This window comes from Acidocella sp. MX-AZ02 (assembly GCF_000306035.1).
In the GTDB taxonomy this organism is placed as follows: Bacteria; Pseudomonadota; Alphaproteobacteria; order Acetobacterales; family Acetobacteraceae; genus Acidocella; species Acidocella facilis.
In genome coordinates this window covers 321706-337085 of sequence record NZ_JH976209.1, presented here as the reverse complement: position 1 = coordinate 337085, position 15380 = coordinate 321706, and the positions used below count along the sequence as shown (strand labels likewise).

Annotated in this window: 20 protein-coding genes; 14 read left to right on the top strand and 6 right to left on the bottom strand. The window is 64.4% G+C overall.

Annotated features, from left to right (window positions below; all coding sequences use genetic code 11):
* Nucleotides 1–79 precede the first annotated feature (79 nt).
* From MXAZACID_RS13815 to MXAZACID_RS13785, 7 genes are all read left to right on the top strand, one after another.
* Nucleotides 80–856 carry a Bax inhibitor-1/YccA family protein gene (locus MXAZACID_RS13815; RefSeq protein ID WP_008495063.1) on the top strand — a complete coding sequence of 259 codons (777 nt, stop codon included), beginning with the start codon at nt 80–82 and terminating at the stop codon, nt 854–856.
* Between the two features lie 3 nt (nt 857–859).
* Entirely contained in the window at nt 860–1375 is a 516-nt protein-coding gene (locus tag MXAZACID_RS13810) for a glycine cleavage system protein R (protein WP_008495060.1), read from the top strand.
* 3 nt (nt 1376–1378) lie between these two features.
* A complete protein-coding gene (locus MXAZACID_RS13805; protein WP_008495059.1) occupies nt 1379–1825 on the top strand; it encodes a VOC family protein in 447 nt (148 codons plus the stop codon).
* A 158-nt stretch (nt 1826–1983) separates the two neighbouring features.
* Nucleotides 1984–3339, top strand: coding sequence for a tRNA (N6-isopentenyl adenosine(37)-C2)-methylthiotransferase MiaB (miaB, locus tag MXAZACID_RS13800; RefSeq protein ID WP_039885389.1), 1356 nt, complete (start codon nt 1984–1986; stop codon nt 3337–3339).
* On the top strand, nt 3336–4358 hold the full coding sequence (locus tag MXAZACID_RS13795; protein ID WP_008495057.1) for a PhoH family protein: 1023 nt from the start codon (nt 3336–3338) through the stop codon (nt 4356–4358). The genes miaB and MXAZACID_RS13795 overlap by 4 nt, the downstream gene beginning before the upstream one ends.
* Nucleotides 4359–4408: 50 nt before the next feature.
* Nucleotides 4409–4849 (top strand): rRNA maturation RNase YbeY, encoded by a 441-nt coding sequence (gene ybeY / locus MXAZACID_RS13790; protein WP_026439113.1) that lies wholly within the window; start codon nt 4409–4411, stop codon nt 4847–4849.
* Entirely contained in the window at nt 4846–5724 is an 879-nt protein-coding gene (locus MXAZACID_RS13785) for a hemolysin family protein (protein ID WP_008495055.1), read from the top strand. Before ybeY ends, MXAZACID_RS13785 begins: the two co-directional genes overlap by 4 nt.
* Before the next feature lie 181 nt (nt 5725–5905).
* Here the strand turns inward: MXAZACID_RS13785 and MXAZACID_RS13780 are convergent, their stop codons facing one another.
* Both MXAZACID_RS13780 and MXAZACID_RS13775 read right to left on the bottom strand, forming a co-directional pair.
* Nucleotides 5906–7543 (bottom strand): NF038122 family metalloprotease, encoded by a 1638-nt coding sequence (locus tag MXAZACID_RS13780; RefSeq protein WP_008495054.1) that lies wholly within the window; start codon nt 7541–7543, stop codon nt 5906–5908.
* 82 nt (nt 7544–7625) lie between these two features.
* Nucleotides 7626–8408 carry an NUDIX hydrolase family protein gene (locus tag MXAZACID_RS13775; protein ID WP_008495053.1) on the bottom strand — a complete coding sequence of 261 codons (783 nt, stop codon included), beginning with the start codon at nt 8406–8408 and terminating at the stop codon, nt 7626–7628.
* 70 nt (nt 8409–8478) lie between these two features.
* Between MXAZACID_RS13775 and MXAZACID_RS13770 the strand changes: the two genes are divergently transcribed.
* The 4 genes from MXAZACID_RS13770 (at nt 8479) to arfB (ending at nt 11571) form a co-directional block, all read left to right on the top strand.
* A complete protein-coding gene (locus tag MXAZACID_RS13770) occupies nt 8479–10350 on the top strand; it encodes an ABC transporter ATP-binding protein/permease (RefSeq protein ID WP_008495052.1) in 1872 nt (623 codons plus the stop codon).
* 67 nt (nt 10351–10417) lie between these two features.
* On the top strand, nt 10418–10678 hold the full coding sequence (locus MXAZACID_RS13765) for a hypothetical protein (RefSeq protein ID WP_035179192.1): 261 nt from the start codon (nt 10418–10420) through the stop codon (nt 10676–10678).
* A gap of 140 nt (nt 10679–10818) precedes the next feature.
* Entirely contained in the window at nt 10819–11118 is a 300-nt protein-coding gene (gene rpmB / locus MXAZACID_RS13760) for a 50S ribosomal protein L28 (RefSeq protein ID WP_008495049.1), read from the top strand.
* A gap of 33 nt (nt 11119–11151) precedes the next feature.
* Nucleotides 11152–11571: an alternative ribosome rescue aminoacyl-tRNA hydrolase ArfB gene (gene arfB / locus MXAZACID_RS13755; RefSeq protein WP_008495048.1), complete on the top strand. Its 420-nt coding sequence runs from the start codon at nt 11152–11154 to the stop codon at nt 11569–11571.
* Between the two features lie 87 nt (nt 11572–11658).
* Here arfB and MXAZACID_RS13750 read toward each other — a convergent pair whose 3' ends face one another.
* From MXAZACID_RS13750 to MXAZACID_RS13735, 4 genes are all read right to left on the bottom strand, one after another.
* Complete coding sequence (locus MXAZACID_RS13750) at nt 11659–12783, bottom strand: 5-(carboxyamino)imidazole ribonucleotide synthase (RefSeq protein ID WP_008495047.1); 1125 nt, start codon at nt 12781–12783, stop codon at nt 11659–11661.
* Complete coding sequence (gene purE / locus MXAZACID_RS13745) at nt 12783–13265, bottom strand: 5-(carboxyamino)imidazole ribonucleotide mutase (protein ID WP_008495046.1); 483 nt, start codon at nt 13263–13265, stop codon at nt 12783–12785. The genes MXAZACID_RS13750 and purE overlap by 1 nt, the downstream gene beginning before the upstream one ends.
* The gene (locus MXAZACID_RS13740) at nt 13262–13465 is read right to left on the bottom strand and encodes a YdcH family protein (RefSeq protein ID WP_008495045.1); all 204 of its coding nucleotides are present in this window, start codon (nt 13463–13465) and stop codon (nt 13262–13264) included. The genes purE and MXAZACID_RS13740 overlap by 4 nt, the downstream gene beginning before the upstream one ends.
* 94 nt (nt 13466–13559) lie before the next feature.
* The gene (locus MXAZACID_RS13735; protein ID WP_026439106.1) at nt 13560–14141 is read right to left on the bottom strand and encodes a TetR/AcrR family transcriptional regulator; all 582 of its coding nucleotides are present in this window, start codon (nt 14139–14141) and stop codon (nt 13560–13562) included.
* Nucleotides 14142–14403: 262 nt separating this feature from the next.
* On the opposite strand from MXAZACID_RS13735, the gene MXAZACID_RS13730 reads away from it, so the two are divergent.
* From MXAZACID_RS13730 to MXAZACID_RS13720, 3 genes are all read left to right on the top strand, one after another.
* Entirely contained in the window at nt 14404–14625 is a 222-nt protein-coding gene (locus tag MXAZACID_RS13730; protein WP_008495043.1) for a hypothetical protein, read from the top strand.
* A 69-nt stretch (nt 14626–14694) separates the two neighbouring features.
* On the top strand, nt 14695–14913 hold the full coding sequence (locus tag MXAZACID_RS13725) for a hypothetical protein (protein ID WP_008495042.1): 219 nt from the start codon (nt 14695–14697) through the stop codon (nt 14911–14913).
* Between the two features lie 185 nt (nt 14914–15098).
* Nucleotides 15099–15341, top strand: coding sequence for a hypothetical protein (locus tag MXAZACID_RS13720; RefSeq protein WP_008495041.1), 243 nt, complete (start codon nt 15099–15101; stop codon nt 15339–15341).
* The last annotated feature ends 39 nt before the right edge of the window (nt 15342–15380 follow it).

Sequence of the window (15380 nt, the reverse complement as noted above, 5' to 3'; positions counted from 1 at the left end):
TTACTTGAAAAGCCGGTGAATCGGGCTGATCATAAGAAAGTGCCCCTCAAGGCGGCACATTTCAGGAGTAAACAACCTCATGGCCTTCAACCCGAATCAATCCTACCGCACTGTGCAGGCTGGCTATGCCGGCTACGGCAGCGCCGCGCTGGATGCGGGACTGCGCGCCTATATGCTGCGCGTGTATAACTGGATGGCGTCCGGCCTGGTGCTGACCGGGCTGATCGCGTTCGCCATCGCTCATACCTCGCTGCTCAACCTGTTCTACCAGCCGGTGCAAACCGCCACCGGCATGGCGATCCACCCGACCATCCTCGCCTATGCCGCCATCTTCGCGCCGCTGGTGTTCGTGATGGTGCTCAGCTTCGGGGTGAACAAGCTTTCCACCACCGGCGCCCAGGCTCTGTTCTGGGTGTTCTGCGCCGCCATGGGCGCCTCGATGGTGAATATCTTCATGGTCTATACCCAGACCTCGATCGCGGAAGTGTTCTTCATCACCGCCTCGATGTTCGCCGCCACCAGCCTCTATGGCTATGTCACCGGGCGGGACCTCACCAGCCTGGGCAGCTTCATGTTCATGGGGCTGATCGGCATCATCGTCGCCTCGCTGGTGAATATCTTCCTGCATTCCCCGGCCATCGCCTTCGCGGTGTCGATCCTGGGCGTGTTCATCTTCCTGGGCCTCACCGCCTATGACACGCAGCGCATCAAGACCGATTATCTGCGCTTCGGCGGCGCCTATGGCGCGGAGATGGCGGGCAAGCGCTCCGTCTATGACGCCCTGCAGCTCTACCTGAACTTCATCAACCTGTTCATGTTCCTGCTGCAGCTCTTCGGCCAGCGCAACCAGCGCTGACCGGTGGCCTCGCTGGTTGTCAGCCTGGCCGGTCCCGACCGGCCGGGCCTCGTCAACGCCCTCTCGGCGCGCATTGCCGCCGCAGGGGGCAGCTGGCTGGATAGCCGGCTGGCGCATCTGGCCGGGCAGTTCGCCGGCATCGTGCTGGTGCGCCTGGCCGATGAGCAGGTGGCCGGGCTGGAAGCCAGCCTCGCCGGGCTGAAAGCCGAGGGGCTGAACGTCACCGTGCTCGCCGGCACCGAAACCGCCCCGCCGACCGAGCAGGTCACCTTCGCCCTCACCGGCAATGACCGCCCCGGCATCGTGCGTGACGTCACCGAGACCTTGCGGGGCCTGGGCGTGAATATCGAGGATTTCTCCTCCCATATCGAAAGCGCGCCCTTCACCGGCGCGGAGATGTTCCACGCCACCGTGCGGCTGGGCCTGCCCCAGGGCGTTACCGCCGAGGCGGTGAGCGCGGCGCTGGAGCGGCTGACCGCCGAATTCATGGTGGATATTAAAGCCCCCGAACCGGCCTGACCGATGGCGGGCGGGGCTGAGGATATTGTCTGGCCGGCTCTGGTGCCGGAACTTGAGGTCAGCGACCTCACCGCCTCGCTGCGCATCTATCTCGGGCCGCTCGGCTTCACCCTGCTTTATGGCCGTCCCGAGGAGGGGTTTGCCTATCTCACCCGCGATGGCGCGCATCTGATGCTGGAGGAAATCGGCGGCTCAGGCCGGCGTTTCTCCGATGCGCCGATGGCGCGGCCCTTCGGACGGGGCATCAATCTACAGATCGAGATCCCTGACGTGGATCAGCTTTACCAATCCGTTCTTGCCGCCGGGCTGGAGATGCCCATTCCACTTGAGGATAAATGGTACCGCCAGGACGAGCAGGAGGCCGGCAACCGGCAATTCGTGATTGCCGACCCTGACGGCTATCTTTTGCGCTTTTTCAGCGATCTGGGGCTGCGCCCGCACCGGGCCTGAGCCACGACGTCTTCCAACCTTCACCCGAATTTTCTTGACACGACGCGCCCTCGCATAGCCGAATAGCCTCATGCTCAGGAGGATTCTCAGGCTTTGCGCTTGACCTGCAAGCCCACCCCGCGTTTCTCCATCCGGACGAACCGGATGGATTTGAGCGCATGAGTACCCAACGCCCCCCTCGCAAGCTGCATGTCGTGACGCACGGCTGCCAGATGAATGTCTATGACAGCGCGCGGATGACCGACCTGCTGCGCCCGCTCGGCTATGAGAGCGTGGACGCGCCGGAAGGGGCGGACATGCTCATCCTCAATACCTGCCATATCCGCGAGCGGGCGGAGGAGAAAGTCTTCTCCCAGCTCGGCCGCTGGCGGGTGATGAAAGAGGCCAAGGACGGCGAGATGATGATCGCCGTCACCGGCTGCGTGGCCCAGGCGGAGGGTGAGGTGCTGGCCAAGCGCGCCCCGTTCGTGGATCTGGTGGTCGGCCCGCAAGCCTATCACCGGCTGCCGGAGCTGATCGCCCAGGCGCATCGCAAAACCGGCACGGTGATCGATACCGATTTCCCGGTGGAGCAGAAATTCGACTTCCTGCCGGATGATGCCGCCCCGCAAGGCGTGGTCTCCTTCCTCTCCATCCAGGAGGGCTGCGATAAATTCTGCTCCTTCTGCGTGGTGCCCTATACGCGCGGGGCGGAAGCCTCGCGGCCCGTCGTCAGCGTCATCGCCGAAGCCAAGCGCATGGTGGCCAAGGGGGCGAAGGAGCTGGCGCTGCTCGGGCAGAATGTGAATGCCTATCACGGCGAAGGGCCGGATGGGAAAATCTGGTCCCTCACCCGGCTGATGCAGACCCTCTCGGAGATCGAAGGGCTGGAGCGCATCCGCTACACCACCTCCCACCCGAACGACATGGCCGATGAGCTGATCCTGGCGCACCGGGACAATGCAAAGCTGATGCCCTTCCTGCATCTGCCGGTGCAATCGGGCTCGGATAAGATCCTCCGGGCAATGAACCGCAAGCACAAGGCCGATGAATTCCGCCGCATCGTCGCCAAGCTGAAGGACATCCGCCCGGATATGGCGTTCTCCTCGGATTTCATCGTCGGCCATCCCGGCGAAACCGACGCGGATTTCGAGGCGACGATGGCGCTGATCCGCGAAACCGGCTTCGCCTTGGCCTATTCCTTCACCTACTCGCCTCGCCCCGGCACCCCGGCGGCCGGGCTGCCGCAGGTGGAGACGGCGGTGAAGGATGCGCGGCTGCAGGCGCTGCAGGCCCTGCTGCGCCGCCAGCAGGATGATTTCAACGCCGCGACGGTGGGGCTGGAAACGCCCGTGCTGTTCACCGGCAAGGGGCGCTATCCCGGGCAGATCGCCGGGCGCTCCCTCTGGCTGCAGCCGGTGGTCGTCGAGCATGGGCAAGACCTCACCGGGCAGGTGCGCATGGTGAAAATCCACCATGCCAACCCTAACTCTCTCTTAGGCACTCTTTTGGAACAGGAGACCATCGCCGCTTGAGCCAGATCATCACCAGCCAGCCCCGCCCTTCCCTGGTGCCGCCGCGCACCATCACCATGACCTTCGGCAATAACGTGCTTTTGTCGATGCTGCTCGGAGATCATGACCGCCATTTGGCCCGGATCGAACAGAAGCTGGGCGTGCGCCTGGCCTGCCGGGGCAACAGGATCTCGGTTTCGGGCACGGCGGCGCAGGTGGCGGCGGCGGAGGCGGCGCTGAGCACGCTCTACGGCAAGCTGGAACAGGGGGAGACGATCGACGGCCCGCAGGTGGATGGGGTGTTGCGCATGACCGACCCGGCGAACGAGCCGCGCCTGCCGCTCTCTGACCTGCCGGCGATCCGCACTCGCAAGGGCCCAATCGGCCCGCGCAGCCAGGGCCAGGCGGAATATATCGATACGCTGGCCCGCCATGAGATGGTCTTCGGCCTCGGCCCCGCCGGCACCGGCAAGACCTATCTGGCGGTCGCACAGGCGGTGGCGATGCTGACCTCCGGCAAGGTGGACCGCATCGTGCTCTCCCGCCCGGCGGTGGAGGCCGGCGAGCGTCTGGGCTTCTTGCCCGGCGACATGAAAGAGAAGGTCGACCCCTATCTGCGCCCGCTCTACGACGCGCTGAACGATCTGCTGCCCGGCGATCAGCTGACAAGGCGCATGGCGACCGGTGAAATCGAAATCGCCCCGCTGGCTTTCATGCGCGGCCGCACTTTGGCACATTCCTTCGTGATTTTGGATGAGGCGCAGAACACCACCGCTGTGCAGATGAAGATGTTCCTCACCCGCATGGGCGAGGGCACGCGCATGGTCATCACCGGGGATCTCTCGCAGATCGACCTGCCGCCCAACACCCGCTCGGGCCTGGCGGATGCGCTGGAGACGCTGGAAGGCATCCAGGGCATCGGCGTCACCCGCTTCTCCAACGCCGATGTGGTCCGCCATCCGCTGGTGGCGCGCATCGTCGATGCCTATGACCAGCGCTACAAGGCGGTGAAGGAGTATTCGCGCGAGCGTCAGGGTTAACCGACCTGCGGTTGACCAATTGCGCCTCGTTTGCAACAGACATTAGGCAAATGGACGACCCTGGAAGTACCAGCCCCCTCGGGGGTGTTGAGATCGTGGTTACGGACCGGCGCTGGCGCGCCTTTGTGCCGGACGCCTTGCGCCGGGTGTCCCGCGCATTGGCCGCCACAGGCTGCGCCGCCAGCGTGGCGCTGACCGATGACCGCACGGTGAAGGCCTTGAACTACCGCGACCGCGGCAAGAACAAGCCCACCAATGTGCTCACCTATGAAGCGCCGCCGGAAATATTGCTGGCCTTTGGCGTGGTGGCCAAGGAGGCCCAGCGCGAGGGCAAGAGCATCGGCACGCATCTGAGCCATCTGATCGTGCATGGGGCGCTGCATCTGCAGGGCTATGACCATCACCATCCCGGCGAAGCGCGGGAGATGGAGGCGGAGGAAACCCGCATCCTGGCCCGGCTTGGCGAGCCCAACCCCTGGAAAAACCGATGAGCAACGCGCTGAGCCGATTATTGGGCAAGCTGCGCAGCCCCGAGCAATCGGTGCGCGAATCGATCGCCGAGCTGATGCTCCAGCAGGAGACCAGCACCGAGGACAAGGAGGGGGAGAGCGAATCCCTCGACCTCAACGCCCAGGAACGCGCGCTGATCGGCAATGTGCTGCGGCTGCGCGACATCACCGCCGATGATGTGATGGTGCCGCGCCCGGATATCGTGGCGATGAAGGCGGATCTCTCCCTGGATGAGGCGTTGGCGCTGATCCGCAAGGAGGGTCATTCGCGCCTGCCGGTTTATCGCGACCATCTCGATGATGTCGCCGGCATGGTGCATATCAAGGATGTGTTCGGCTTCACCGGCGCGCCGGCGGAATTCGCACTGGAGAAGATTCTGCGCAAGCCGCTGATGGTGGCGCCGCAAGTGCCGGTGCTGGATCTGCTGCTGCAGATGCGCCTGACCCATATCCATCTGGCCCTGGTGGTGGATGAATATGGCGGCATTGACGGGCTGGTGACGATTGAGGATCTGGTCGAGACCATCGTCGGCGATATTTCGGACGAGCATGACGAGATCGAGGGCCCGATGCTGACCGAGCGCGCCGATGGCGCCTTCGACCTCAATGCCCGCCTGCCGGTGGAGGAGTTCGAGGAAAAGATCGGCCCGATCCTGTCGGAGGATGAGCGCGACGCGGATATCGAAACCGTTGGCGGGCTGGTGTTCAATCTGGCAGAACGGGTGCCGGCGCGGGGCGAGTTGATCATGCACCCGTCGGGCGTGGAGTTTCTGGTGCTGGATGCGGATGCCAGGCGCATCCGGCGGCTGCGGGCGAAACGGCTGCACCCGGCGGAACCGGCACCGGACGAAAGCTGAAAAGTTTTTGGGCGGAGGCGGCCAAGGTTCCGCCGCTGCGAAGCAGCGGTGGAATGCCGCCGGAGGGGCCGCTTTTTTTCAAAAAAGCGGCGAAAACGCGGGGGCGTATGCAACGCAGTCGTCAAAACCCCAGACGTTTGTGGGGACTTTTTGAAAAAAGTCCCCACACCCCCAAAAACTTTCAGGCCGCTGCGCGGCTTTGCGCATCGCCGCCCAACAGCGCGCCGTCACTTGCCCGCCGCACGCTGATCGCGCCGCTCACCCCGTCCGGCAACGCCACCGAAAACCCGTAAACCCCCTTGCCGATCCCCGCCGCGCGTAAATCCTGCCGGTAACTGTTCGCCACCACCCGCGCCAGCACCGTGCCACCGGCCAGCACCAGCAGCTCCACCGGCAGCTCCGGGGTTTGCGGGCACCAGGCCCAGCCGCGGCAAAGCGCCGGCCCGGCCTCATCCAGCACGCCCTGCATCGCCCCCTCCGCCATCCCGCCAGCCAGGCCGGCGCGCCGGTTCACCCAGTCCCGAACCGCCTCCAGCACCCAGCCATCATCATGGCGCGGCACGCAGCTCTCATAGGGCTCGTCCGCCTCGCACGGGTAGAGTGCCGCATATTCCGCCGCATTCTGGAACCAGCTGCGCGGCGTGCCGTTGAGATAGCTCTCGCTCAGCGCCCCATCCGCGCGCAGCAAATCATGCCGCTCCAGCTGGATATGCCGATATTCCACCTTCGCCTCGCAAGGCGTCTGCAACACGTTCACCCCGTTCACCAGCCGCCAGGCCGGCACCAGCACGCCATGCAGGAAAATCCCATGCCCGGGCGAGACCCGCATCGCGCAACGCGGCATCCCCTCCCCCAGCGATCCCGGCAGGAAAATCACCGGCAGCATCAACGGATTCTGCGCCAGGAAGCGCCCCTCATACGCGCTCTTGCCGATCCATTTGATCCGCGCCGGGCCATTTGGCGTCCAGACCTCGTCGCCGATGCGCAGCGTCTCGACCTTCCTGTCGCCAAGCGGGGTTTCGATCATCGTGCCGGGGCAGAAACAGGCAATGTCGAAGCCCAGCACGCTCATCAGCGTGGTATCCAGCGTGGTGATGCTGGTCGCGTAACCGGGATAGGCATAGGCCCCGAAGGCATCATTGCGATATTGCGGCAGATCCGCCCAGTCGCTGTTGTCGCTGGTGGTATCGAAGCTGGCGAGGCTGGTCTTGCCGCCATCCAGGGAAAAGAAGGTCGGCGCGTCGGGCGTGCTCTGCAGCGTGCCGGCCGAGGCATAGGCGTAGAGATCCATGAGGGCGTAATTCGCGCCATCGTTGAAATCGATCCGCCCCAGCGCATGTGTCAGCTCATGCTCGGCGGTGCCGATAAAGCTGACCTCCCCCGCCACGGCCGCCGTGCCGAAGCTCAGCACCCCGCCGCCAGTGCCGAAGGTGGCGCTGCCATCGATCCCGGAAAATTCGCGGGACAAGGCGGTATCGGCAAGGCCCAGCGCCTGCGCCTGCGCCATGGTCAGGTAAAGCCCGGCGCCATGGGTCGGATCCGTGCCCGGCAAGGCATCGACAGCGGCAATCTGCGTGGCGGTCTGCGCGTGGGCGCGCAGCGCCGCCACCACGCTGGCATAGCTGTAAATTCCGTTGCTGCTGAGATTGGGCGTTGCCACCCCCAGGACCTGGCCGCTGCTGTCCCAGCCGATATCGATGCTGACGGTGACATTATTGGTGATCAGCGCATCCAGCTGATTGGCGGCATACTGCATCGCCGAGTCGAACCCGGACGGCGCCAGAGACGTACTGCCCTCGTAAATCAGCTGAATGTCCATGAAATCCTCCTCGGAGAGTTTCTTGGCGTCAGGTTAACATTCAGTAAGCAGAAACGCAGCTGGAAATGGCCATTCAGAAACCTTAACTGTTGGCCGGCATGGCGAGGGCGGCGCGCAGCCTCTGCGCCTCGCCTGGCGCGAACAGCCCCTGGCGCAGCAGCAGGTCGGTCAGCACCAGCACCACGTTGAATTTGAAGGCATCGCTGGTCAGCAGCGTCTCGCGCACCTGTTCCAACGGCCAGAGCGCGAAGCTCTCTACCTCGCCATCCAGGGCGCGCGGGATGAAATCCTCGGGCAGCTCCAGGTCGTAGGCATAGAGGAAATCCCGCCGCAGCCCTTCCGGGCGCTCCATGTCATAGCGAAACCGCGCCACCTCCACCGCCTGCGCCGCCAGCGTTTCCTCCAGCCCGGCCTCTTCCTCGGCCTCCTTCAGCAACGTCTCGAACGGCGACAGCCCGGCCGGCACGCCGCCGGCGACCAGATGGTCCAGCTTGCCCGGGTCCAGTTTCTTGTTCGCCGCGCGCCTGGCCACCCAGAGATGCGGCCCGTCGGCACGGCGCACCAGCCCGTTCAGATGCACCCCGACCCCGATCACCCCGAAGCTGGGCAGCGCCCCACGGTCCAGCACGCCCAGCACCGCCCCCTCCGGCGCGGCCCGCACATCGAAATCCTCGGCCCGGGTGGGGATGCCGACGGCGCGCGCCAGCTCGTTCAGCCGGGGCAGCAGCCCCGGCGGCAGCGTCACCGCCCCGGATGAAATTTCAATGGCGGGTTCGATGCCGCGCAGCTGTTCCGCCAGCGCCGGTTTCACAAAGCCAAAGCTCTGCGCCCCGCCGCGCAGCACCAGCCTCTCCCCCGGCAGCATGGCTGAGTGGCAGGAGCGGATATCACCTAAAAGCTTTGCAATTTGCGAGTCAGATGCCATGTGCAGGCTCATGACCCGATCCCGCGCCCGTGCCAACCCCCATCTGGCACCCAATGCGACCGCCAAGACCGCCAAAGGCTCGCTGAAAACCATCCTCTCGCTGTTTCCCTATCTCTGGCCGCAGGGCGAGACCGGGTTGCGGGTGAAGCTCGTCTTCGCCGCCGCCTGCTTGCTGCTGGCGAAGATCGGCACGGTCTATGTGCCGGTGGTCTATGGCCATCTGGTCGACCGTCTGACCCATCTGGATAGCGCCATCGCGGTGCCGCTGGCGATGATTGGCGGCTATGTCGCGGTGCGCATCGCCAGTGCGGCCTTTGGCGAGCTGCGTGACGCGCTGTTCGCGGGGGTGCAGATGCGCGCCTCGCGCGTCGTCGCCCGGCGCACCTTCGAGCATCTGCACGCGCTCTCGATGCGCTTTCACATGGACCGGCAGACAGGCGGGCTCTCCAACATCATCCTGCGCGGCACGCTGGGCATCCAGTCGGTGCTGCGCCTGGCCGCCTTCAACCTGGTGCCGACGCTGATCGAGCTGCTGCTCACCACCTTCATGCTCTGGCATCTGTTCAATGCCTGGTATGCGGCCATCGCCTTCTGCGCCATCGGGCTCTATATCTTCTTCACCCTCTCCTTCACCACCTGGCGCACCAAATTCCGCCGCACGATGAACGAGACCGATAACGAGGCGCAGACCAAGGCCATCGACAGCCTGCTGAATTTCGAGACGGTGAAATATTTCGGCAATGAGGCGCATGAGGCGGCGCGGTTCGATGACAGCCTGGCCCGGTTTGAAAAAGCCTCGGTGAAATCGCAGGTTTCGCTGAACATGCTGAATATCGGCCAGGCGGTGATCATCTCGCTGGCGCTGGGCGCGATGATGGTGATGGCCGCTTTCGGCGTGGCGCATCACACGATGAGTGTGGGCAGCTTCGTGCTGGTCAACACCTATCTGCTGCAGCTCTACGTGCCGCTCAACTTCCTCGGCTTCTCCTACCTCACCCTCAATCAGGGGCTGGTGGACATGGAGCAGATGTTCCGGCTTTTGAACGTCGATCAGGAGGTGAAGGACGCCCCTGACGCCGCCCCCATCCCCCCCCAGGGCGCGCCTGCCGAAATCCGCTTCGAGGATGTGCGCTTCGCCTACAACCCGGACCGGCAAATTCTGAAAGGCGTCAGCTTCACCGCCGCCCCGGGCCAGAAGATCGCCATTGTCGGCCCCACCGGCTCGGGCAAATCCACCATCTCGCGCCTGCTTTTCCGCTTCTATGACGCCACTGGCGGGCGGGTGCTGGTGGATGGCCAGGATGTGCGGGCGATCAAGCAGCATGATCTGCGCGCCGCCATCGGCGTGGTGCCGCAGGATACGGTGCTGTTCAATGACAGCATCTATTACAACATCGCCTATGGCCGCCCCGGCTGCTCGCGCGCCGAGGTGGAGGAGGCGGCGCGGCTCGCCCAGATCCATGATTTCATCATCTCGCTGCCGCAGGGCTACGAGACCAAGGTGGGCGAGCGCGGGCTGAAACTCTCCGGCGGCGAGAAGCAGCGCGTCGCCATCGCCCGCACCATCCTGAAAAACCCCCGCATCCTGATCCTGGACGAGGCCACCAGCGCGCTGGATACCGCGACCGAGCAGGGCATCTCCGCCGCCCTGCGCTCCGTGGCGCAGCACCGCACCACGCTGGTCATCGCGCATCGCCTCTCCACCGTGACCGACTCGGACGAGATCCTGGTGCTGCAACAAGGCGTGGTGGCCGAGCGCGGCACCCATGCGGCGCTGCTGGCCGCCGGCGGGCTCTATGCCGCGATGTGGGCGGCACAGGCGGTGATGGACGACGAAAATGCCACGCCGGCGGAAAAAACCGCCCCGAGCCTCGCGGAATAAACCTCCCCTTGGTGGCGGCACGGGCTGCCACCAGATAAGAGAGCCGGAAATTTTTGAACGGATGACCATGACCGACGATCGACAAGCCCCGCCCGAACAAGAGCTCAGCCACGCCGGTTCCGTCGTGGACAAAGCGATTGAGTATATGGTCGGCAAGGATATCTCGGAGTTGGCCATCGCCTCCGCCCTGCTGGGCGGCGCCATGGGGCTGCTGACCCGCGTGCTGCCGGATGCGGTGGTGGTGCAGATCCTGGAAAACGCCATCGAGAGCGTCGAGTCCGGCGAGATGCGCGGCACCGCGGGCAAGGATCACGCCGGCGAGGCATAAAGATTCAAGCCCCGCGCTGAATCAACGGCCAGCCTTGCGCGAACCCGCTTGACGATGCCCCCCGCTTGCGCCATAAGCCGCCCCGAATTTCCGGGCTGGCCCCTGCCAGCCCGCTTTGCGTTTTATTGAGGAAAAGTATCATGGCCCGCCGTTGCGACCTGACCGGAAAGACCGTGCAAGCTGGCAATAACGTCAGCCACGCGAACAATAAGAGCCGCCGCCGGTTCCTGCCCAACCTGCAGGTCACCACGCTGCTCTCCGATACGCTCGGTGCTGTTCGCCTGCGCCTGTCCACCCGCGCGATCCGCACGATCGAGCATAATGGTGGCCTGGACGCCTTTCTGCTCGCCCATTCCGACGCGAAGCTGACCACCGAAGGCCTGGCGCTGAAGCGCCGCCTCGAGCGCGCCACGGCGAAGAAAGAAGCCAAGGCCGCCTGATTTCGCGCCGGGGCCGTTGATTGAGAGGCTCCGATGCTGATACCGGTTACAGATCACCTCCAGATCAGCGATGCTGATCTGGAGGAATTTTTTACCCCGGCCTCCGGACCTGGCGGACAGAACGTCAACAAGGTCTCGACCGCGGTGCAGCTGCGCTTCGACCTCGTCGGCAACACCACCCTGCCCGGCCATGTCAAAGCCCGCCTCGCCCGCCTCGCCGGCAAGCGCCTGACGCTGAGCGGGCATATCCTGATCGAGTCCGAAGAGCATCGCTCCCAGCTGCGCAACCGCGAGGAGGCGCGCGAGAAGCTGTTCGCGCTGATCCAGGAGGCCGCCATCATCCCGAAGGCACGGCGCGCCACCAAGCCCACCAAGGCCTCGAAAACCCGGCGGCTGGATGCGAAATCGCGCCGCGGGGACATCAAGCGGATGCGCCAGAGCAAGGATTACTGAGCGAAAGTTTCAGGGGTGGTGGCAATGTCGTTGCCGCCACCCCAGACGTTTTTCGCCGCTTTTTGAAAAAAGCGGCACCAAAAACTTTTACGATTTTTCCGCCAGAGCCAGGGCATCTTCGATGCCAAATTCGCCCGGCAACGCGCCTTTGGGGAAGAGGCGATTGAAATGCGCCATCTTGCGGCCGGGGCGGGCTTCGGTCTTGCCGTAATGATGCGGGATCAGCCCCGGCGTCGCCAGCACGCGCGGCCACAGCGCCATGTCCTCCGGGCCGATCAGGTTTTTCATCACCGCGTCCGAATGCCGCACTGCCGGCGGCAGCGGCAGGCCCGCCACGGCGCGGATATGCATCTCGAACTGCCCGCAGGGGCAGGCATCCATCGTCCAATGGCCGGAATTATGCGGTCGCGGGGCGATCTCATTCACCACCAGCGCGCCGGTTGCGGTGACGAACATCTCCACCCCTAGCAGCCCGACCAGCGCCAGCGTCTCGGCGATCAGCCGGGCGATGTTTTGCGCCTCCTCCAGAATCTCCGGCCCGAAGGGCGCCGGGGCGATGGTGAGGTCGAGAATATGATGCTTGTGGCGGTTCTCCACCGCGTCAAAACAGACGATGGTGCCGTCCACCCCGCGCGCCACCATCACCGAGATCTCGGCGGCGAAATCCACGAAGCCTTCCAGAACCAGCGGCTTCGGCGCCAGGTTTTCGAAGGCGGGCGCCAGATCTTCCGGGGCGCGCAGCATGGCCTGGCCCTTGCCGTCATAGCCCAGCCGGGTGGTTTTCAGCACCGCCGGCAGGCCGAGTTCGGCTACCGCCGCCTCCAACTCCGCCAGGCTCTCCACCTTCGCCCAGGGCGCGGTGGCGATGCCGGCATCGTTGAGGAATTGCTTCTCCAGCAGCCTGTCCTGGCTGATGGCAAGGATTTTCGCCCCCGGCCGCACCGGCTTCAGGCTCTCCAGCAGCGCCAGCGAGGCGGCGGGCAGGTTTTCGAATTCGAAGGTGATCACATCCACCGCCTCGGCGAAGGATCGTAGCGCTTCGAGATCATCGTACGCGGCGATTATGGTGCGCGCCGCCACCTGCGCCGCCGGGCCGTCCGGCTCGGGCGAGAACACATGCACGAGAAACCCCAGCCGCGCCGCCGCCTGGGCGGACATCCGCCCAAGCTGGCCACCGCCGATCATGCCGATCACCGATCCGGGCGGCAGCATCAGACCGGGTCCTCCGGCACGCTTTCCGTCTGCTCGGATCGCAGCGCTGCGACGCGGGCCGCCAAGTCCGGGTCGGAGAGCGCCAGAATCGAGGCCGCCAAAATCCCGGCATTGATCGCGCCGGGCTTGCCGATCGCCAGCGTGCCGACGGGAATCCCGCCTGGCATCTGCACGATGGAGAGCAGCGCATCCTGCCCGTTCAGCGCGGTGACGGCCACGGGCACGCCCAGCACCGGCAGATTGGTCATCGAGGCCGCCATGCCCGGCAGATGCGCCGCCCCGCCCGCCCCGGCGATGATGATCTTCAGCCCGCGCGCCTGCGCGCTGCCGGCATACTCGACCAGCCGATGCGGGGTCCGATGCGCAGAAACCACCTTGGCCTCATAGGGCACGCCAAGCTTTTCAAGCATGTGCGCGGCATGTTCCATCACCGGCCAGTCCGAACGGCTGCCCATGATAATCCCGACCAGAGGCTGGCTCATGCCGTGCGGTCCGGGATCAACCGGCTTTCCAGCCGGGAAATCTCATCTTTCAAACCGAGTTTCCGCTTCTTCAATCTTTGCAGATGCAGCTGATCCACCGGACCTAGGTCGGTAATCCGCGTGATGACGGTATCGAGGTCCCGGTGCTCGCTGCGCAACGCATGCAGCCGGCGCAGCAGATTGTCTTTGTCGGTCAGCATGGGCGAGCAATAGAGAAATTCCCGCGCCGCGCATACGGGAATTTTGCAGTCCCCGTGCGATTTCCGCAGGCCGGAGCCGGCCGCGCTTGTGCCGTTATTTCAGCACCTTCTGCAGGATCTGGCGGCGGCAGCGCTCGATCGGGCTGGGGTTCTGCACCACCCGCGCGATCAGGATCGCGCCCTGCAGGGAGCTATAGATGAAGCCGGCCGTATCCAGGCAATCCAGATCCGGCGCCAGCTCGCCGGAGGCGACACCTTCCTCCAGCGCCTGCGCCAGCGCATCGCGGATATCCTGGAAAATTTTCGCCAGACGCAGCCGCAGCACCTCGGACTGGTCCGCCACTTCGGCGCAGAAATTGCCGACCAGGCAGCCGCCCCGCATGTTGCTGGCGGTGAGGTTTTCGATCACATGGTCGAAGTAAGACGCTACACGCTCGCGCACCGGACGGGAGCGGTCATGGAAGGTCTTGCCGATCACCTCCTGCACGCGCTCATGATAGCGCTCCAGAATTTCCAGCCCGAACATCTCCTTTGAGGGGAAATGATTGGTGAAGGAGCCCAGCGGGACGCTGGCGGCACTGGCAATGTCGCGCACCGAGGCCCCGGAAAAGCCCCGCTCATGAACGACGCGGAGGCCTTCAGTGAGGATTTTTTCGCGGTTTGAGGGTCTAGCCATGGGTTTGATCGCATCTATTGCAGAACATGATGCTCATTAAGTACGTTCGTACGTCTTAAAGCGCAAGAAAAAAGCACAAAAACCAAGAGAAAGCTGCACTCGATTGCGATTATCGCATGACTATTAGATTTGCATGCAAAAAACACATGACTGAGTTTACGTACGTCCGTTCTAATTTGCCTTGCAAGCGTACGTACGTCCATCTAAATCAGGCTCATCGAAAGGGCGACCTGCCCCGCCGAACTGAAAAGGAAATCTTCTCATGTCTCGTTTCACCGCTTTCGCCTCCGCCGCTCTGATCGCCGCTTCCCTGGCCCCGATCGCCGCCAACGCGCAGTCCTACCGTCAGGCCACCAGCGTTGCCTCTTATAATCAGCAGTCCAACCAGAATATCCCGGCCTTCCAGACCAATGCCGGCAACCACCGCATGCCGGTCGCCGATCGCCAGGTTGGCGGCCCGATCTCTGACAGCACGGCTGGCTAAGCCAGGCCCGGCTCAATCCGCCGCAAAGCGCCCCCCCTTTAGACATCCAGCTCAATTCAGGAGTGTATCATGAACCGCATCTCTCAAATCGCTTCCGCCGCCCTGCTGGCCGCCTCCCTGGCCCCTGTCGCCGCGATCGCCGCACCCGGCAATTTCCAGGTGAACACCAGCGTCGCCCAGTATAATCCGCAGGCGAACCAGGCCGCCCAGGGTGGTTTCGCCGGCAAGCAGACCCCGGTTGCCCTGCGCCATGTCGGCGGCGCCGCGTCCGACAGCACCGGCGGCTAATCCGCCCCTGTGAGATCAACGGCCGCCTTGCGGATCAGACCGGCGAAAGCCGAACCGCCTGGATAGCGGCCCCTCTCATCTCCCAGATGCAATGGCTCGAAATACCGAAGCGGCGGCGCCCTGCCGCACGCTCCGGGCCTTGCTCCCAGAATTTCATTTCAGAAAAAGAGTGTATCATGCCTCGTATGTCTCGTTTCGCGGCCGCCGCGTTGCTGGCTGTTTCTCTGGCTCCCTTCGCCGCCCAGGCCCGCCCTGGCGATATCCGCCCCAGCGCCCCGCGCCATCTGGTACGTATTGCCCCGCCCCCGCAGGCCAGCCAGCTTCATGGGCGCAGCGCTGAGAATGGCCGGGTGCCGGTTCAGTTCGGTACCGCGCCGGGTGCTGTCGATTATGCGAATAATGCTGGCCAGAGCGATATTTCCGGCTAGAGCGCTTTCAGCCTGACCGTAAACGGTCAGCGCGCTCTC